Here is a 19624-nt window from a genome sequence, read left to right as displayed (position 1 = left end):
CTTCATTACCGGCTTAATATCTAGAATATGGACCAGGCGCCACTGATCACCTACATAAAACAGCGGCCCTGATTAGAAAACCAGGGCCGCTGTTCTATGGGAAAGGGAGGGGTAGGAATAGTCTGGAAAATTTCTTGCTACATAGCGAACCGTTCAACAGACACGTGTTTTTTTAGATTGCCCAGGGCGCCAAAAATCAGATTATAAACAGATTGAATGTTAATGTCCATGAGTTTTGAAATCTCTTCGTTGCCCATGTTCTGATAGAATTTCAAATAGACGGCTTCGCGCTGACGGCGAGGCAGCCGGTCGAGGGCACGGGTTAAACAGCTGTTCAGGTGCGTGTCTTCCTCATTTTGAATCAGGGCCATCTCATACGACCGGTCACTGTCGGTAAATCCTTCGCCTGGCCGGAGGTCATCAGGATTACAGAATTTCTGTTCGGCGGTGATGTGGCGAACCAGCTTGCGCTTGATAGATGCCATCAAATAAAACCGCACCGATGTTGTTGGGCCAATGTTTTGCCGGTGTCGCCAAAGCTCCACAAATAAGTCGTGGATACAATCTTTGATTAACGCACGATCCTGCGAAAAGTGGCTGCAGTAATGGAATAGAACATTGACGTACTCCTGATAGAGTGTTGCGAAAGCCGGTTGGTTACCAGACCGGAATTCGTCCCACAACTTAACTTCATCAATTTTGGGAGACGTGCGCTGCCGAGCCATATGGGTAGTAGATTAGTTAAGAGGACTACCGTAAACTTATAAATCTTTCACTAATTATTATCGGCATAATCCTAAAAAAAAGACTCAATTGCTACAAAAGTGTTGTATTTGGGTAAAATACTACACTCTTTGTGACTGCGCGTAACGGTTCCACGAATCAAAGGATGATCATTTAATTAATTCCAAACCGGTAAATCGAAAAGTGCTTCCATCAAAAAGACCTTTGTCGCTTAGCTTAAGGGAAGGAATGACCAGCAGCGCCATGAAACTGAGGGTCATAAAGGGGGCTGCCAGTATGCTGCCAAGCTCTTCCTTTACGAATTGGTCCAGTTCGGCATACTGCTCGGCCACAACGTACCCGTCTACATCAGTCATAAGGCCAGCAACGGGCAAAGGCAGCAACTTGCGGATATAAAGCGGCCCCATTGCCTGGTCTAGCACCCCTACCGCCGATAAGCCTCCCCGCGACTGAATAACCGCATTAACCGCCTGACACAGGCTCTCATCGTCGCAGCCTACGGCGGTGATATTGTGCGAATCGTGCCCGACAGAGGAGGCAATAGCGCCCTGTTTTAACCCAAAATTTTTGATGAACCCCACGGCTACAGGCGCGTCGGTGTATCGATTCACCACCACGATCTTGAGCAGGTCCCGGGTGGTGTCGGCCACCCAGGCCCCTTTTTCCACCTGCCCTTCCAGATGCAGTTCATTGGTGATCAACTGACCGTCAATGGCTTCAATGACCCGTAATGAACCATAAGGCCGATGGGCCTGTAACCAAAAATCGGCGGGTTCTTTGGGGGTGCAGTTAAATTGATTGACGTGTTCGCTTCGCTGATCGGCCAACAGCGTTTGACCTGCTTTGGCTACTGTTTCACCGTTAATGATCGTTTCGAGGACCTGAAATTCCTGCAGATCAGCCACCACAATATAGTCGGCGGGGTCGCCTTCGCGGAGTAGCCCCACCGGTAGCCGGTAGTGTAACACCGGGTTGATGCAGGCTGCCCGTAGAACATTCCAGCGGTTATAGCCAGCCCGGATTGCCCGCACCACCAGTTGATTGATGTGCCCTTCGGCCAGCGTATCGGGGTGTTTATCGTCTGAACAGAACATGATAAGTTGCGGAAACTCATCGACGAGTGGGATCAGGGCGTCGAAGTTTCGAGCGGCGCTTCCTTCCCGAATCAGGATGTTCATGCCCCGTCGGGCTTTGTCGAGACCTTCATCGTAGGTGGTGCATTCGTGGTCTGTTTCAATGCCGGCATCAATGTACCGTTGGGCATCATTACCGCGCAGCCCCGGTGCATGACCGTCGATCGGCTTGCTGAACGCTTTGGCATACGCGATTTTCAGGAGCACATCCGGGTCTTCGTTCAGCACGCCCGGAAAATTCATCATCTCAGCCAGGTACCCAATGTCACGTCGGCCCAGCAGATTCTTTATATCGTTTACGCCAATGGTCGCACCGGCAGTCTCGAATACAGTAGCTGGTACGCAGGAGGGGGCGCCAAAGCAAAATTTAAACGGGGTACGTTCCGCGTCATCGAGCATATACTCAACACCCGCCACGCCCAGCACATTGCCGATTTCATGCGGGTCCGATACGGTGGATACGGTACCGTGTACAACTGCCAGTCGGGCAAATTGGGTAGGCGTTAACAACGAGCTTTCTATGTGCACGTGGGCGTCAACAAAGCCGGGGACTATATAAGGTTCGCCAAGTCGTTCGGGGCCAAGTCGATCAATCTGCGCCACACGGCCATGATCAATGTGAATGGTGCCGTAATAGATCGACTTATCGAAGAGGTTCAGGATATTGGCAGTTAGCATAAAGCGGTTGGTAACCTGAAAGGGACAGGTAGCCTGTTGAAGGTCAAATGTTGGCAAAAGGTGCGAATAATCGCAAATCTTCCCGGAAAGTTTTAGCTTACGTAACTAGGAGTAACTAAGGGTATATCGCCTTACAAGGCTACTTTTTCTGTTACTTACCGATTGAGTAACGTTCTATTTCATGTCAGACACTATTCTGAAAATTCATCCCGACGATAACGTCATTGTGGCACTGGCCGATTTGCCTGCGGGGGCAGTGGTGCATCATGACGGTCATGCCTATACGGTGCCGAACGGCGTCGCGGCCAAACATAAATTCGTGACGGAGGCCCGGCAGCCCGGTGATCCCGTTTATATGTATGGCGTAACAGTGGGCAGGGCAACGCAGCCAATCGGGCAGGGTGAAGTTATCACCACGTTCAATCTGCGCCACGAGGCCGACCCCTACGGACTAGATCAACGGCAGCCCTATACCTACCAGCCACCCGATGCATCGGCGTTTGCCGACCGAACGTTTATGGGGTATCGCCGGGCCGACGGGCGCGTAGGGACCCGTAATTACTGGCTGGTTATTCCGCTGGTTTTCTGCGAGAACCGGAATGTATTGACGCTGAAAGACGCGTTTGAGCGCGAACTCGGCTATGCACAGGCTGACATCTATCGCGATCAGGTCCGTGAGCTCTTACACTTGTATCAGCACGGCCAGCTCGACGTGATTCGTAAGATGGAGCCTTTTGTGGCGCCAGAGCAAAACAAGACCCTGCATACGGGGCAGCAAGGGATAGTACGGCGGCCATTTGCCAATGTGGATGGGATCAAATTCCTGACGCATGAAATGGGGTGCGGCGGCACCCGGCAGGATTCGGCGGCGCTTTGTTCGTTGCTGGCTGGCTACATCAACAATCCGAATGTGGCTGGGGCTACGGTGTTGAGCCTGGGCTGTCAGCATCTGCAGACCGATATGCTCGAAAAAGAGGTACGTCGCCAGAACCCGCACGGGAAAAAGACGCTGCTGATGTATGAGCAGCAGGCCGGTACCGAATACGAACTGATGACCCAGGCCATCAAAGACACATTTCTGCACCTGATCGAGGTAAATAAGATCGAACGCCAGCCTGCACCACTGAGCGACTTATGCGTTGGATTGAAATGTGGCGGATCAGATGGCTTTTCGGGAATTTCGGCTAACCCGGCCATTGGCTACCTGTCTGATTTGCTGGGTACGTTGGGCGGACGAACGGTTTTGGCCGAATTTCCCGAACTGTGCGGCGCTGAACAAAACCTGATCGACCGGATGCCTGACGATCAGCGGGCCGTGAAGTTCATGAACCTGATGGAGACCTATGCCGCCCAGGCCGAAGCCGCTGGCTCTGGTTTCGATATGAACCCCTCGCCGGGAAACATCAAAGACGGATTGATCACCGACGCCATTAAATCGGCGGGGGCCGCCCGGAAAGGGGGACTGGCTTTTGTGGCCGATGTGCTCGACTATACCGAGCCGATCATGGCGCCGGGCCTAAACCTGCTCTGCACCCCCGGTAACGACGTAGAAGCCACAACGGGCATGGCTGGCTCGGGGGCAAACCTGATTCTGTTCACTACAGGTCTGGGTACGCCCACAGGCAATCCGGTTAGTCCGGTAGTGAAGATTTCGACCAATACCAAGCTGAAAAACCGGATGCCCGACGTCATTGATTTCGACAGTGGCCCAGTCATCGACGGGCAGCAAACTATTGAACAGAACGGCGCCGCCCTGCTCGACTGGCTAATTGACCTGGCCTCAGGAACGTACCTGACCAAAGCCGAATTGCTCGGACAAGACGATTTCATCCCCTGGAAGCGGGGCGTATCACTTTAGTGGAGGAAGGGGAGGAAAGGACGGACGGAGGGAGCAAAAGACGCTTACTTATGCAGACTTCCCTTTCCTCCTTCCTTCCCTTCCTCCCTTTCCTCCTTTCTTATGTTTTCATTACAACACAAAACAGCCCTCATTACGGGGGGCGCCAGTGGAATAGGACTGGCCATTTCGGAAACTTTTGCGGCGGCAGGGGCCACTGTTCATATTCTGGAATTGAATCTGGCTGCGGCGCAGGCGGCTGTTGATCGTATTCAGGCGGCGGGTGGGCAGGCTTATGCCTACGGCGTCGACGTATCCGACCAGGCCACTGTTGATGCGGTGGTTGATCAGGTGGCGGCAGCGGGCCCTATTCATGTATTGGTCAACAATGCCGGCATTGCCCATATTGGCTCAGCGGAGACAACCAGCGAGGCCGATTTCGATCGTATTTTTTCGGTAAACGTAAAAGGCGTCTACAACTGCCTGCACGCTGTGTTGCCCCGAATGAAGGCCAGTGGTGGAGGGGTGGTACTGAATATGGCCTCCATTGCGGCTACTTTGGGGCTGAATGATCGGTTTGCGTACTCGATGAGCAAAGGAGCCGTCCTGAGCATGACACTGTCGGTGGCCAAAGATTACCTGGCCCATCACATCCGCTGCAACTGCATTTCGCCCGCCCGTGTGCATACGCCCTTCGTAGATGGTTTCCTGGCGAAAAACTACCCCGGTCAGGAAGCCGACATGTTTGCTAAACTGTCAGCCGCCCAGCCTATTGGCCGCATGGGGACGCCTGACGAGGTAGCGGCTCTGGCACTCTTTTTATGTTCAGATGAAGCGGGATTCATCACGGGCGCCGATTATCCGCTTGATGGGGGCGTTATCCGGCTAAGTACATAAGTTCTTCTGGAAGAGTCAGGTACGTTGTCAATGGTTTTAAGCGTTTCCCGGTCGTCATGAATCGAATATCCATCATTGGCTTATTGGTAGTCTGCCAGGCTATGCTGGTCAGACTGGCATGGGCGCAGGGACCAATGGCGATTACCGGACGGGTGATCGATGGCGTCTCCAACAAGCCGGTTCCGTTTGCCAGCGTGTACGTCAATGCCTCTACGCGCGGCACCACGGCCGATGGCGAAGGGCGCTACCAACTGCCAGGCGTGCCATCAGGAACGGTTGAGCTTGTGGCCTCGGCGGTGGGCTACGAAACCGTGCGTCAGAAACTGCGGGTAGGCGATACGCAGAATCGGCGGGTCACGTTCATGCTGAAACCTGATGCTATCGGGCTGAAGGCTGTGACTGTCAAAGCCAAACGGACCGGCGCCTACAACCGAATGCTGAAGCAGTTTAAGCGCGAATTGCTCGGCGAAAACTCGGCCGCTGATAAATGCGTGATCACTAACGTTGAAACAGTGGCGCTCTCCATGAATGACGGTCATCTGGTGGCTACTGCCTCTGAACCGCTGGTGATCGACAACAACGCCCTGGGGTATCGCCTTACCTACCAGCTGCTCTCGTTCGATAGTTACAAGGGATCGACGTACTACGGGGGCGTGAGCCGGTTCGAGTCGATGAAGGCCGACAATAGCGAGCAGACCGAGCGGTGGGAACGGAATCGGCAACGGGCCTACCTGGGGTCGGGGCGGCACTTGCTGGCGAGTCTGCTGGCGGGCACGCATGAACGGGAAGGTTTTTTGGTTTTTGAATCGACGATCAATCTCGGCGCCGACAAATCGATTCCCATTATCCGTTTCGGAAGCGAACCACCCACCAAATCCGTTAGGGCCGATAGCCTGTTTACGCAGGCCGAAATCCCCTCTGAACGTTATTTCTACAGCCGGAAACCGCTGGAAGTCTTTTATACCCGGCAACGTGCGTTAACACCCTATCGTGAGCTGCCTTATGCCTATTCACTGATAGACATGCCCCTGGGGCCAGCCACCATTACGGTCGACGGATGGGTGGTGTCGCCCAACAGCATGGAGATGCGCGGGGCCCTGAGTGCCGACCGGCTGGCTACGCTGCTACCTGCCGACTGGCAACCGCCAACGAAAACCGCTATGCTGCTGGCAGCCACGTCGAACCAGGGAATTCTGTTGCCGCCCGATGCCCAGATCGATTCCCTGAAATCGGACTGGATAGCCCGGCAGCAAAACAAAGCACCAGCCGTATATCTGCAAACAGATAAAGGTCTCTACGGTACCGGTGACCGCCTCTGGTTCAGTGGATTTTCGCTCGATCCGGCTACCCAACTTCCTTTCGACCAGGCGGTTAGTGATGAAGAAATGCCGCTGCACGTTGACCTGGTGGCTCCGGGCGGGCGGCTGGTTGCCCATCAGTGGATACGGGTCACCAACGGCCGCTCATCGGGCAACTTCCGGTTGTCTGATTCGCTGGCGACGGGGCAATACCGTTTACGGGCCTACACCGAAGCCGACCGGGGTAGTTCCCGGCCAGCTTTCGAGCGAACGGTGTCGATCATCAATGGGCTGGCGCTAGGTAATGACGTACCCAGGCCCGCCACTTCGGCCAAAGCGGCTCCAATCGATGTTCAATTTTTGCCCGAAGGCGGGCGATGGGTAACCGGGTTGCCAGCGCGGCTGGGCATCAAAGCCGTTGACCGACGGGGAAAGGGCGTTGCCATTACGGGGCAAATCCTGTCGGCAAAAGGCATTGGTGTGCGTCAGTTCGCCACCAATACGGTGGGGATGGGGAGCCTCGAACTGGTACCGTTGCCCAATCAGACCTACACGGCTCAGGTACGCTGGGGGGTTGACTCACTGCTGGTTACGCTGCCCGCCGCCGACTCAGCGGGTATCGTTTTGGCCGCCGATCTGGTTACCGACAGCACGAAGCTGACCGTCCGGGTACGTGGCTCTGCTCAGTTTGCCACGCAGCCTGTCTACCTCACGGTTCAGTGTCGGGGGCGGCTGATGCAACAGACCAAAATTCAGCTACAGAAAGGAAATGCCACCATCGAGATTCCAACGGCAAAATTGCCCGTTGGGGTGGCGCAGGTTACGTTGTTCGATTCACTGGGGCATGCACAGGCCGAGCGGCTGGTATGTATTCCCGACCGGTTTCTGCCCATCATCGCCGAGGTGACACCCAACAAGCCAGTCTATACAGCCCATGAAGATGTTACGCTGTCTGTTCGCCTAACCGATGGATTTGGCGAACAGGTGGCCGTGACGGGTTCGGCGGTCATTACCGATGCGCAGCAGGTTCCCGACGATAGCGTTGAAGCCGACATCCGTACCCACCTGTTGCTGACCGGCGAATTGCGGGGGCGGGTCGAGTTTGCCAACGAGTACCTGAACCGGCCGCAGCCCGAGATTCGACGGGCACTCGATGATCTGCTATTGACGCAGGGCTGGCGACGAATAAACTGGCGAATGGCCGGGGGCAAACCACCCGCTGTCACCCCGCCAATGACCGGTATGACGTTGACCGGACAGGTTTTCGATAAAAAGAATCGTCTGCTTGCCAACGCCAATCTGTTGCTGACTTTCAGCGGTTCGTCTGGAAATACAGTTGCCCGAACCGCCCGAACCGATGATAAAGGCCATTTTGAGCTCAGCAGCCTCGACCTGAGCGATTCTGTCACGGTTCAGGTCAGGCCAATGACCATCGATTTCAAACCAATTACCAACACCCGCGTTGAGTTGAACGTACCTGGCCATTATTTCGCTGCTGTCGATTCGGTGTATGCAGTTGATCTGACCCTACTAAAGCCATTTGTAGCTTCTATCCAGGAACGGCAAGTGAGTGATCCCGGTCAGTACCGCAACCAGGATGTGCGCCAGTTGAAAGAAATAACGGTAAAAGCCCGTCGGACCGACGACGATAGCCACGCCCGCCGGGTAAGTCTGCACGGGTCGCCAGATGTAACAGTCCTGTTCGACGACAACGCCCGGTCGTACTCCAATGCTTATGATATGATGGCTGGCAGAGTGCCGGGCGTGCAGGTAACCAGGCGGAGCGGGCCGGGAAACATGGGTTACTCGGTGGTGGTGCGGGGGGTAAGCTCGTTTGGTCAGAACAACGCCCCGCTTTACCTGCTCGATGGAATGGCCCTGCCTGAAAATGAGGACGGAACAGCCTTGTACACGATCAATCCGACTGAGATTGAGCGAATTGAGGTGCTTAAAAACGGGGGTGGGGCTATCTATGGTTCACGGGGTGGCGCCGGTGTTATTGCCTTCTTCTCAAGGAGGGAGCCGATTGCAAGTAAAAAAACAGCGCCGGAGATGCCTGAATTAACGCTCTACGGACTCCAGACCGACCGGCAGTTCTACACCCCGAAGTATGACAGTCAGCCGGATAGCGTGGCGATTCGGCCCGACCACCGCGATGTTTTGTACTGGAAACCAGCGGTGGCAACGGGCTTGTCAGGGTTTTCGACGATTAAGTTTCCGCTATCTGATTCGGCTCGTACCATTCGGTTGCGCTTGCAGGGGGTGACCACCTACGGCCGCCCCGTCTCGATCAGTCGCTTGATAAACGTTCGTTAAATGAACGATGCCTCTTTTTGAGAGCCTCGTCTCGGTTACCGTCCAGGCTCCATCAACGAATTGACCAGCTTCACATGGCTGTTAATGAATCCCATGCGTTCGTAAAACGCATGGGTACGTTGCCTGCGACGGTTCGAGGTGACCTCCAGGTTGACCCAGTTTTCGTGCCGCCCCTGCTCAGCCATGTGTTCGATCAAGAGTTGACCAACTCCTTTGCTCCGCCACTCCGCCAGTACATACATTTCCTGAATTTCACCCACCGGCCCGGCGTGGTGTAACAGCCACTGAACGTGGCAGTTGAGAAAACCCACAGGTACGTTGTCGGAGTCGGCAATAACGTACCTGATCGTGGGATCAGTTATGTTCTGGAAGAAGATTCGGGAGAAAGCGGCAAGGTCTAACTGCACCGCTTCCAGATCGCACAGGCAGTCGTAGAAGAATGATACATCGGTTGAGCGCGCCGGACGAAGGGTGATCATAGGCCAAAGCTACGGAATAAAAAAAGCCAGCATGTCGGCTGGCTCTCTTCTTACAGGTTTTTGTCTTTCATGAATTTATCCAGATCAGCGCGGGGCATCGGAATCTTGCTGGGGTTGGCGTCGATCCATTTTTTGAAGGCCTGCGTAATGTCGGCGGTCCAGGCCTGATCGATCTGACCGGGGGTAAACTTGCCTTCGCGCAGCATCTGATGGCCGAAATTATCTTTCAACGCAATGAACTCGGCGCTCAGGATAACCTTCTCGGCCAAGTGGGCCGGAATAAACACAATGCCTTCTTTCTTGGCCAGGACCAGATCGCCCGGCAGCACAACGGCCCGGCCAATGCGGATCGGGCAGTTTACGCAGGTCATGGTCATGTCCATGATATAGCTCGGGTCGTAGCCACGTACCCAGCCATTGAACCCCGGAATATCTTCCAGCCCTTCCAGATCCCGTACACTGCCATCGAAGATGACGCCCGTTTTTGATTTGGCGAAAATGGAATTGCCGAGGTTATCGCCGATCAGCGTGCCGCCCACGATTTTCCCCATTCCGTCGGCCACATAAATGTCGCCATTCTGAAGCATATCGATAGGCCACGAGTTGGTGTTGCCCTGGCGCCCCTGCGTTTTGCCCAGTTCCTTGATAGGTTTCTCCATGTCGGGGCGGCTAGGCATATACTGGGCCGTGAGGGCCCGCCCAACCATAGCTTCATTGGGGCGAATGATCTGCCAGTTGCCCTCGAATTGATTATGGTACCCTTCACTGCGCAACACCCCCCAGGCTTCTTCCAGCGATACATTTTTTAACCGGGCCAGCAGTGCATCCGAAACCTTCGGCCGACCGTCAGCGGTGCGGTCGCCTTTCCAGTCGGCGGTGTAGAATTGTAGCTGTTCTTTCGGAAGCTGAATCTGGGCAGAGGCAGACAAGCAAAAGGAGGCAAAAAGGAGTGGTAAACCAATGGTCTTCATATAAATAGGTCGGAGTAAGGAATTTATCGTTAGAAGGGCCTGGCAGGAGTAAATTACTTTACAGCGGTAGTTTTAGTCCTATTAAATCCTGCTTATTAACCACTTATATGAAAAGGCATTTACTCGACTTTCTGCGGCAATCTACCTCGCCTGACCGCTCTGTTTTACCCTCGGCAACACTTCCGCTGGTTGTGCCCAAGGCGCCTTCACGCCGTGATTTTATGCAAAAATCGGTGTTGGGTGGCCTGTCTGTCGGCTTGACCTTCGACAACGTGAAAGGCCCGTTTGGCGTAGACCAGGAACTGGAGTTCACTACGCAGCGGGTGAACCGCGACTCAAAACCGTCGGATCTGAAAATTACCGATCTGCGCATTGCTCATCTGGACAGGGTGCCCTTTGGCAGTCCTATTATTCGTATCGATACCAACCAGGGGCTTGTTGGCTGGGGCGAAGTACGCGACGGCGCCAGCCCTAATTACGCGCTGATGCTGAAGTCACGGTTGTTGGGCAAAAACCCCTGTAATGTCGAGCAATTGTTTAAGCTCATCAAGCCTTTTGGCGGTCATGGCCGGGCGGCAGGTGGCGTTTGTGGCGTTGAAATGGCGCTGTGGGATTTGGCCGGTAAAGCGTTCAACGTACCTGTTTACCAGATGCTGGGCGGCAAATACCGCGATGAGGTGCGCCTGTATGCCGATACACCGGAAGGGAAAACGTATGATGACTTTGCGGTGAATATGAAGAAGCGGAAAGGACAGGGGTACACCTTCCTGAAAATGGATTTCGGCATTGGCATGCTGGCTGGCCAGAAAGACATGCTGGTTGGGGCCAACGTCTGGGACATTACGAACCAGTATGGAGGCAAAGAGAATAAAGTAGGTAACTACGGCATGACCAAACACCCGTTTACCCGAATCCAGGTGACCAAAAAAGGGCTTGATCAGCTGGTGGAGCACGTCGGAAAAGTGCGCGAGATTGTGGGCTACGACACCCCGCTCGCCGCCGACCACTTCGGCCATTTCGACGTAAATACGGCTATTCAGATTGGTAAAGCGATGGAGCCTTTCCGGCTGGCGTGGCTCGAAGACCTGGTGCCCTGGTTCTACGCCGATCAGTGGAAGCAGATTTCAGACGCCATCGAAACGCCTACGCTGACGGGTGAAGACATTTTCCTGAAAGAAGAATTTATCAAACTGATCGATAAGCGGGCGGTGGATATGATTCACCCGGATCTGGCCTCGTCGGGCGGTATTCTGGAGACCAAGAAAATAGGCGACTACGCTGAAGATGCTGGGATTCCGATGGCGATGCACTTTGCCGGATCGCCCATCTCCATGATGGCCAACGTGCACTGTGCGGCAGCTACCGAAAACTTCATTGCCCTGGAACATCACGGTGTGGATGTAGAAGGCTGGGAAGATATTGTAACCGGCCTCAAACCCATTGTGAACAATGGCTTCGTAAAAGTGCCTGATAAACCGGGTTTGGGGGTAGAGCTGAACGAAGAAGCGGCTAAGAAATTCCTGAAAAAAGGCAGCACCTGGTTTGCCCCCACCGATGTCTGGAACACGAAAGATTCCTGGGACCGCGAGTGGAGTTAATTAACAGTTTACTGTCTTGTTCGCAATCGAACCCGGCTACGACTGGCTCGATTGCGAACAAGACAGTAAACTAGTTTTGTTCGCAATCGAGCCAGTCGTAGCCGGGTTCGATGGGTGCACCGTCGGGAGCGGCAAGTACGGTGTTGGCCATCGGTTGCTGTGGATTGCTTTCGTACTGATGAATCAGCCAGAGCAACTGATTTGGGTACGTCTCAGTAACCGTATACGTCAGTGGAGCTGTAGTTGGCTTGTTGATCAGGTATTGCAGCCGAATGCGCTGAATGGCATCGTGAGCGGTAGCCCGTACCCGGCTGTCGGCGTCGCGGTTGGCCGCTAGCTCAATCAGACTTTCCAGCAGGCGGCGGCTCGTCAGCTGCCGAATTGCCTCGGGGTACGTTGGGGCTTCTCCAAACTGGCGGCGCATTGGCTCGAAGGTGATGCCGATCAGGCCCGTCAGCAGGTCAGACAGGCCAGGCATGGCGGGGTTCAGCGCTTTCTGATTCAGCAGGCGGGCGCACCGTTCAGGGTTCAGCAATAAACGCAGGGTCAGGTTTGCCGCTGCTTCGGGTGGTCCCATCGGGTCGAAGGTGAGGCCGGTGTGGCGTTTAAACACTTCACGCGGATTCGCATCGATGCCAAACGCACGGGGCGGAATCAAGCTTAAAATGCCTGTAGGAACGGCCAGCGTGGCTGGATCCAGGGTACTCAGCAGCGCCGTTAGCGCCCGCCGCTGCTGATCGGGGGCTACCGTTTGGGTCACTACCTGCCCGTCGCCCCGCAGCGCATAGCTATAGGTGACACCACCAAGTACCTTGCTGGCCGCTTCGACCTGATACCGATGGAACATATACATGGGTACCAATACCTCTTCCAGATTGGCCATTGGCATGCCCACCGGAATTTTCGATTCATTGAACTGGCCCAGCGCGATCTTACGAATAGCCATGGTGCGGAGCAGTTCACTCGTGGCATCGGCGTTACTGTCCCAAAGGTGTGTTTGTGGATGGGCGCTTCCTTCCGGGCGGGCGTCCTGATCGCTCAGGAATTTAAGGCCGCGCTTCAGGTAATTGGTGATGATGGCGTCGAGCGCCGCTTTCTCGTCGGTTCCTTTCGGGAAATCCTGGTATCCGTAGGTAATCGCCACTTTGTCCCATTCACCAATGCCAACGGCGTAAACACTATCCAGTCTTAGGCTGTTGTTCGCACCAATGTCAACCTGTGGGTGCGGGTAATCCATCACTGAGGAGCGGTTAACGGTGCTGGCAATGTAGTTGTGCGGTAAGCCCAGCGTGTGGCCTACCTCATGGGCCGCGAGTTGCCGGAGGCGGGCCAGTGCCATGGGCATAAGAGCCGCCGTGTCAGCGCGGTTGTTTTCATACCGAGCCGTTAGCCCTTGGGCAATCAGGTAATCCTGACGAACCCGCAGTGAGCCGAGCGTTACCTTCCCCTTTAAAATTTCGCCCGTTCGTGGGTCAACAATGCTCATACCGTAGCTCCAGCCCCGCGTTGATCGGTGTACCCACTGCACCAGGTTGTACCGAATATCCATCGGGTCGGCGTCGGCAGGCAGTAGTCTTACCTGGAAGGCATTGCGGTAGCCTGCCGCTTCGAAGGCCTGGTTCCACCAGTTTATACCATCCATCAGGGCCGACCGGATAGGCTCGGGTGCGCCGGGATCCATATAGTATATGATAGGCTTCACCGGATCGCTGACAGGGGCCGACGGATCTTTCTTGGCCAGCCGGTGCCGAACGGTGTATCGTTTAGTGATGGGCTGGCTCACTGGTGAGGCATAGTCGAAGAAATCGATACTGTTCATGCCCGAGCGGGGGTCATACGGGCGGGGTTTATACGACCCGTCGAGTGGGGGAAGTTCAACGAACGAATGGTGTTGCCGCATGCTCACCGCCGATGCCGTGGGCACTACCTGCCGCAGATAGGCACCGGGCTGATCGCCGGTAAGGGTAATGGTCACTTCAAACTCGGTATTCTGCGGAAAGGCTTTGGTGCGTGGCAGGTAGAGTGCACACCGGCTGGCATCGACCCGGAACGTACCCTGTCTGGTCTGGCTGATCGCCTGCACAGCGCCTACAGCGTCCTGAAGTAAGAATGGCGTTAGATCAACGAGCGCTCTGGCGCCTTCTTCGGCTACCACCTCAAAGCCAGCATGGACCGACTGGGCAAAGGATTCGGCCACGGCCCGGCGCTCCAGGGAGTCGGTGCTGAGGGCGCGGTAGCCGTAGTTTGGTTCGATGAGCAGGATCTTGTTGCCGCTCCGCTCGAAACGAACGACGTGTTCGGCCCCGAGCCGCCCCCGGTCGAGGCCAATATCGTTGGAGCCAACCCCCTGCGCCAGGGTCGGGTAATAAAGGAACTCCTGCCCGAACTTATCAATCTCGAGCCAGATCTTGCCTTTTTTGGCGTCCCAGTAATAGGTCAGGAAGCCCGGGTGCTTCTCCATGCCGTTTGTGAAGGTGGCGATGGTCTGGGCCACCAACGGGTTGAGCACGACCACGAACAGCAGCGTAAAGAGTAATCGCATAAGTTATATCAGGTTGTATAATGAGTGTTCTGGAAAAATAGCCCGTAGGGGTCGCATTCGCAAAATGGCGCCTGAATCTACCAGACTTATAGCCGCTCCTGATCTTATAGTGTACATAAGCTAACTAATTATCGAAAAATGGGCCGTTCTAAAGGTTCCATTACAAAACACAGTTGGTTGGTCCGTTATGTCAGGTAATACGTTCGCCGGGTAGCCATACCGGCCTGAACGAGACTCAACGTTGTGATATCAAAGTCTATCGATTAAATGAGTGAAGTTCTCCTCTTTGCCCGTCGCCGCTGGTATCTACTAGCTGCTTTTCTAGTGCTGGCCATTGTCATCGCGATCCGACAGTATTCGTACCAGGGTGTCAACGGCGATGTGTATATCTATTGGGCTGTTGGCGGAAAGTTTCTGGCCGACAAACCACTCTATGAGCCAGTGCCCGGTTCTCAGGAGTTTTTATATCCACCCATAGCTGTGCTATTCTGCCAGATCCTGGCCCTGATGCCGTTTCCGGTGGCTGTGGTCGTCTTTACGCTGTTCAACTTTGCAGCCTGGCTGGTTATCATCACACTGGTCTATAAACTGCTACGTTTTTACTTTCCCAGGGCAGCTCTAGGGGTAGCTCTGGTGATTGGCCTCGTGGCTAGTATCCGCTATTTCTGGCACAACATTTTGTGGGTAAATGTCAATGAAGTAATTGCGCTGCTTTGCTTTGGTGGCTTATACACGTACCTGAAAGGACATCGGTTAGCGGCGCTGGGCCTGTTAACGCTGGCCATGTGGATTAAAGTAATGGCCCTGTTGCTTGTCGTCACACTAGCTTTCCGGCGACCGAAACAGACCGTACTTGCAGCGCTTGGCTTCACGGCGCTTTTCGCCGTTATCCTGATGGGCTTCCGGGGCGTAAATCAGGGAATTCAGGATTATTTCGATTATTGGAACATCACGTTCAAACCGTTTCTAACCGGTAAAGTCTTTACCGACTGGATTGCGTTCGGTATTTCGCCACTACTGGCGAAGCTGCTGACAGCCCACGATACCATCAATGGAATCACATACAACGTCGTGAGCTGGCCGCCGGCGGTAGTTGGCAAGATCAGCCTGGCAATCAGACTACTGATAATGGGTATCACGTACAGGTACGTCTGGTTAACCCGAAAGCAACGCCAGCTGCCCTTTCTGGCGATCCTGCTTACTTTCCTGACCATGTTATTGGTGTCTGGCGTGGCCTGGGAAGGGCACCATGTCACGCTGCTGCTTATTGTGGCCGGCCTCTATCACCTGCTGACAGTACAGCAGGCAGCCAGTCTGCGCCGTTGGATGTGCATCGTTGCTATCTCGGTTGGTTTTATGACCAGTGATCTGTTGGGTAATCGCCTTTCCGATTATACGCAGGCTTATACACTGATCACCTACAACGTCGTTTTCCTGTATATCATCGCCGTCTGGTTAAGTGAACGCAGTCTGAAGTTGGCAAAGGCCCCCACTGTGCACAGTCAGTTGGAAAGGCAATATGCCGATCAGCGGTAAAGGCGGCCCTGTTTTAAGCAACCTGGTTAGTAGGTAATTCGCTTGTTGATCTTCTGAAAGTAATAGATACGTCATGGCTCGGATAAACCTATTTGTTTATTCGTTGTCTGACAAACAGAATTGCATTTCTAATGCTTTTGTCTTTCTAATTAACTAACCTTTGATAATGGCACAATCGCCCACTATTTCTCGCGCTGACTTTCTGAAAACAAGCGCATTAGCGTTATCTCTGCCCTTGTTGAGCCGCTTTGAGGCGCAGGCTAAACCCATCAAGAATGTGGGTTTACAGCTCTACACCTTGCGGAACGAACTGAGCAAAGATCCTGATTCTGTGCTGAAGCGGGTTGCCGAGATCGGCTATAAAGAAGTTGAAACGTTTGGGTATAACGACGGTAAATACTTCGGTAAAACGCCACAAGCCTTTAAAGATCAGTTAAAAAGTCTGGGTCTTACCTCGCCTAGCGGTCACTACATGCCCAATCAGCTAAAGAATGGCTGGGAGAAGATCGTGGAAGATGCCAATACGATTGGTCAGAAGTACATGGCCTGCGCGTATATCATGCCCGCCGACCGTAAGAAAGCCGATGACTACAAGGGCTTTGTTGATCTCTTCAACAAAGCGGCCGAAACCTGCCACAAAGCGGGTATCCAGTTCGTGTATCATAACCACGATTTCGAATTCCAGCCACTCGATGGGCAGCTTGGCTACGACATCATTCTGAAAGGCACTGATCCCAAGATGGTGAAGATGGAACTGGATTTATACTGGACGATCATTGCTGGAAAAGACCCTGTTGAACTGTTCAAGCAGAACCCCGGTCGTTTTCCGCTGGTACACATGAAAGACATTGCCAAAACGGAGAAGAAGGAGTTTGCCGAAGTAGGCACCGGCTCAGTTGATTTCCAGCGTATCCTGGATGCAGCCAAAACCGGCGGTGTTAAGCACTATTTCGTTGAGCAGGATGCCGTCACAAAAGGTACCCCGCTGGAGGCCATCGCGGTAAGCTTCAAAAACATGCAGAAGCTGAGCGTGTAAATTCTCGACAGCTTTTTTTGTCATCCCGACGCAGGAGGGATGACAAAAAAGACGTTGAAGGCAACGAAACGTAAACAGCATAAATCACAAACGAAAAAGCCGGGTACTAGCCCGGCTTTTTCGTTTGTGATTTATGCTGTTCTACTTAGCGTAAGCTACCGAACGCATCTCGCGGATAACGGTCACTTTGATCTGACCCGGATATTGCATCTCTTTCTCGATCTTCTGCGATATCTCGAACGACAACGTACCTGCCCGCTCGTCGGTAACGTGATCAGCATCGACCATCACGCGTAGTTCACGACCGGCCTGAATGGCGTAGCATTTAACGACCCCCTGGAAATTAGTAGCTAGTTCTTCGAGTTCTTTCAGGCGTTTGATGTACGACTCCATCATCTCGCGGCGGGCACCAGGACGGGAGCCAGAAACGGCGTCACACACCTGCACGATCGGCGAGATCATGCTGGTCATTTCTATTTCGTCGTGGTGAGCGCCAATGGCGTTCACTACCTCGGGGTTCTCCTTGTACTTCTTGGCCAGTTCCATACCCAGCAGGGCGTGGGGCAGTTCGGCTTCTTCAGGCCATACTTTACCAATATCGTGCAGCAATCCAGCCCGTTTGGCGAGCTTGGCATTCAGCCCCAATTCGGCGGCCATGGTGGCGCAGAGTTTTGCCACCTCACGCGAGTGCTGCAGCAGGTTCTGCCCGTAGCTCGACCGGAAACGCATCCGGCCAATCATCTTGATCAGCTCGGGGTGCAAGCCGTGAATACCGAGATCAATCACCGTCCGCTCACCAATTTCCACGATCTCGTCTTCGATATTTTTGCGGGTTTTGGCCACGATCTCTTCAATACGGGCCGGGTGAATACGGCCATCCTGCACCAGGCGATGCAGCGAAAGCCGGGCCACTTCACGACGAACCGGATCGAAGCCGGAAATAATGATGGCTTCGGGTGTATCGTCGACGATGATTTCAACGCCGGTAGCGGCTTCCAGCGCCCGGATGTTGCGCCCTTCGCGACCAATAACCTTGCCTTTTATATCGTCTGATTCGATGTTGAAGACAGAAACGCAGTTCTCGATGGCGTGCTCGGTGGCCGTCCGTTGAATGGTGTCAATGACTACTTTCTTGGCTTCTTTGGTAGCGGTCAGCTTGGCTTCTTCCAGCATGTTCTTCACATAAGCTGATGCGCGTGTATCGGCTTCAGCCTTCAGCGTGTCAACCATGCGTTCCAGCGCCTGCTCGGCCGAAAGACCAGCGATTTTTTCGAGTTGCGACACCTGCTCGGCCAGCATCTTATCAGCTTCGGCCTGGCGGCGATCAACGTCTTCGTTGCGGCGGTTCAGGGCTTCTGTCTGTTGGCCAAGGGCGTTCCGTTGCTGGGCTACTTCGTTTTTAAGTAAGTTGATCTCATTCTTAAGCTGGTTCAGTTCACCTTCGCGGGTACGTTGCTGATCGGCCTGTTGAGCTAGCTGCTGTTCGCGCTGTTTCAGTTTCGCTTCGTTTTGTTGGAGTAAGCCCCGCTTTTCGTTGGTCTGTTCTTCAAATTCAGCTTTCAGGCGGAGAAATTTCTCTTTGGCTTCCAGCATGCGATCTTTCTTGATCGTTTCGGCCTGAAGTTCGGCTGTTTTCAGAATGTCGGCGGCTTTGGCTTCGGCTTCCTGTTGTTTATCGGCGATAGCGCCCTGGAGCGATTTGCGCCCCATAAAAACACCGATTCCTGCGGCAATGACGCTGCACAGGATGATCAGTATTATACTAGTCGTTGTCATTAATAGGTATCGTTTGGGTTGAACATAGTTCATTATGCACCCGCTACAACACCGGTTCCCGTGGGGAGAAGGAGACTAACGCGCCACCTATGCCAGGCTCGGCGTGATGGTCTGGTTTAATTGGGCAATCCTGTCATAGATGCGGTTCTGCATCTGTCGCGCCTGATCATCAGATTTCAGGCTCGATACCAAACAATCAAGGGCCACCAGGGCCAAAATGTCCTGCGTGTCGCGCACGCCCCGGCTCCGGTGTACCTCCATGCGCTCGCGAATAAGCTTGCCAGCGTCGCGCAGGAAGACTTCTTCCTCGGGCAACGACTTGAAGCGATAGTCGCGGTCTGCAATTTTGATATGGATCGCTAGCCGTTCTTCCATTGTATGTGTGGCACTGGCTGACCAGCCTAAACTGCTTAGACTGGGTACGCTATTGGTGTATTATGACAAGGTACTCAGATGGGCAATGCACCGGTCAAGATCCCGGATATACTCATCGAGTTTCTGCTTTACTTCTTCACGGGCAACCGCGTCGGGCAGGTTGCTGCTTACAAGTTTACTTAAATCTTTCGACTTTGTAAACGCCGGAGGACTATCCGCCGCTTTTTTCTGCTGCTGTTTTAGTTGATTTTGAAGGTCCCGGATCGCGTTTTGGTGTTCTGTATTTTCGCGTTCCAACTGCTCAATGCGCTGCCGCTGCTGAGCCATGCGCTCAGTCAGATCGAAGACTTTATGTTCAAAGTCTTCCAGCAGTACAAAAAGCCTTGATTCGGAAACCATCTTTTTTTT

At 53.8% G+C, this 19624-nt stretch carries 14 protein-coding genes; 6 read left to right on the top strand and 8 right to left on the bottom strand.

Annotated features, from left to right (window positions below):
• Positions 1-137 precede the first annotated feature (137 nt).
• Positions 138-725 (bottom strand): RNA polymerase sigma factor, encoded by a 588-nt coding sequence (locus tag ACAW75_RS05920; RefSeq protein ID WP_370727764.1) that lies wholly within the window; start codon positions 723-725, stop codon positions 138-140.
• Between the two features lie 168 nt (positions 726-893).
• Complete coding sequence (gene ade / locus ACAW75_RS05915; RefSeq protein WP_370727763.1) at positions 894-2555, bottom strand: adenine deaminase; 1662 nt, start codon at positions 2553-2555, stop codon at positions 894-896.
• Positions 2556-2736: 181 nt separating this feature from the next.
• Here ade and ACAW75_RS05910 point away from each other — a divergent pair, with 181 nt between their 5' ends.
• The 3 genes from ACAW75_RS05910 to ACAW75_RS05900 all read left to right on the top strand — a co-directional run bounded on the left by ACAW75_RS05910 (position 2737) and on the right by ACAW75_RS05900 (position 8903).
• Positions 2737-4413 (top strand): UxaA family hydrolase, encoded by a 1677-nt coding sequence (locus ACAW75_RS05910; RefSeq protein ID WP_370727762.1) that lies wholly within the window; start codon positions 2737-2739, stop codon positions 4411-4413.
• Between the two features lie 102 nt (positions 4414-4515).
• Entirely contained in the window at positions 4516-5289 is a 774-nt protein-coding gene (locus ACAW75_RS05905) for an SDR family NAD(P)-dependent oxidoreductase (protein ID WP_370727761.1), read from the top strand.
• Between the two features lie 56 nt (positions 5290-5345).
• Positions 5346-8903: a carboxypeptidase-like regulatory domain-containing protein gene (locus ACAW75_RS05900; protein ID WP_370727760.1), complete on the top strand. Its 3558-nt coding sequence runs from the start codon at positions 5346-5348 to the stop codon at positions 8901-8903.
• A gap of 35 nt (positions 8904-8938) precedes the next feature.
• Here ACAW75_RS05900 and ACAW75_RS05895 read toward each other — a convergent pair whose 3' ends face one another.
• Both ACAW75_RS05895 and ACAW75_RS05890 read right to left on the bottom strand, forming a co-directional pair.
• Positions 8939-9382 carry a GNAT family N-acetyltransferase gene (locus tag ACAW75_RS05895; RefSeq protein ID WP_370727759.1) on the bottom strand — a complete coding sequence of 148 codons (444 nt, stop codon included), beginning with the start codon at positions 9380-9382 and terminating at the stop codon, positions 8939-8941.
• 50 nt (positions 9383-9432) lie between these two features.
• Positions 9433-10353 (bottom strand): RraA family protein, encoded by a 921-nt coding sequence (locus ACAW75_RS05890; RefSeq protein ID WP_370727758.1) that lies wholly within the window; start codon positions 10351-10353, stop codon positions 9433-9435.
• A 221-nt stretch (positions 10354-10574) separates the two neighbouring features.
• Between ACAW75_RS05890 and ACAW75_RS05885 the strand changes: the two genes are divergently transcribed.
• On the top strand, positions 10575-11951 hold the full coding sequence (locus ACAW75_RS05885; protein ID WP_370728087.1) for a mandelate racemase/muconate lactonizing enzyme family protein: 1377 nt from the start codon (positions 10575-10577) through the stop codon (positions 11949-11951).
• 70 nt (positions 11952-12021) lie between these two features.
• On the opposite strand, the gene ACAW75_RS05880 is transcribed toward ACAW75_RS05885, so the two are convergent.
• Positions 12022-14493 (bottom strand): zinc-dependent metalloprotease, encoded by a 2472-nt coding sequence (locus ACAW75_RS05880; RefSeq protein WP_370727757.1) that lies wholly within the window; start codon positions 14491-14493, stop codon positions 12022-12024.
• 267 nt (positions 14494-14760) lie between these two features.
• On the opposite strand from ACAW75_RS05880, the gene ACAW75_RS05875 reads away from it, so the two are divergent.
• Positions 14761-16029 carry a glycosyltransferase family 87 protein gene (locus tag ACAW75_RS05875; RefSeq protein ID WP_370727756.1) on the top strand — a complete coding sequence of 423 codons (1269 nt, stop codon included), beginning with the start codon at positions 14761-14763 and terminating at the stop codon, positions 16027-16029.
• A gap of 166 nt (positions 16030-16195) precedes the next feature.
• Positions 16196-17065 (top strand): sugar phosphate isomerase/epimerase family protein, encoded by an 870-nt coding sequence (locus tag ACAW75_RS05870; RefSeq protein WP_370727755.1) that lies wholly within the window; start codon positions 16196-16198, stop codon positions 17063-17065.
• A gap of 141 nt (positions 17066-17206) precedes the next feature.
• Here the strand turns inward: ACAW75_RS05870 and rny are convergent, their stop codons facing one another.
• From rny to ACAW75_RS05855, 3 genes are all read right to left on the bottom strand, one after another.
• Positions 17207-18841, bottom strand: a complete 1635-nt coding sequence (gene rny / locus ACAW75_RS05865) for a ribonuclease Y (protein WP_370727754.1) — start codon at positions 18839-18841, stop codon at positions 17207-17209.
• An 87-nt stretch (positions 18842-18928) separates the two neighbouring features.
• The gene (locus ACAW75_RS05860) at positions 18929-19216 is read right to left on the bottom strand and encodes a cell division protein ZapA (protein WP_370727753.1); all 288 of its coding nucleotides are present in this window, start codon (positions 19214-19216) and stop codon (positions 18929-18931) included.
• A gap of 60 nt (positions 19217-19276) precedes the next feature.
• Positions 19277-19615 carry a hypothetical protein gene (locus tag ACAW75_RS05855; RefSeq protein WP_370727752.1) on the bottom strand — a complete coding sequence of 113 codons (339 nt, stop codon included), beginning with the start codon at positions 19613-19615 and terminating at the stop codon, positions 19277-19279.
• Positions 19616-19624: the final 9 nt, after the last annotated feature.

Source organism: Fibrella arboris, assembly GCF_041321095.1.
Taxonomy (GTDB): Bacteria; Bacteroidota; Bacteroidia; order Cytophagales; family Spirosomataceae; genus Fibrella; species Fibrella arboris.
The sequence above is the reverse complement of the archived record's forward strand: the minus strand, read 5'-3'. Positions and strand labels throughout refer to the sequence as shown.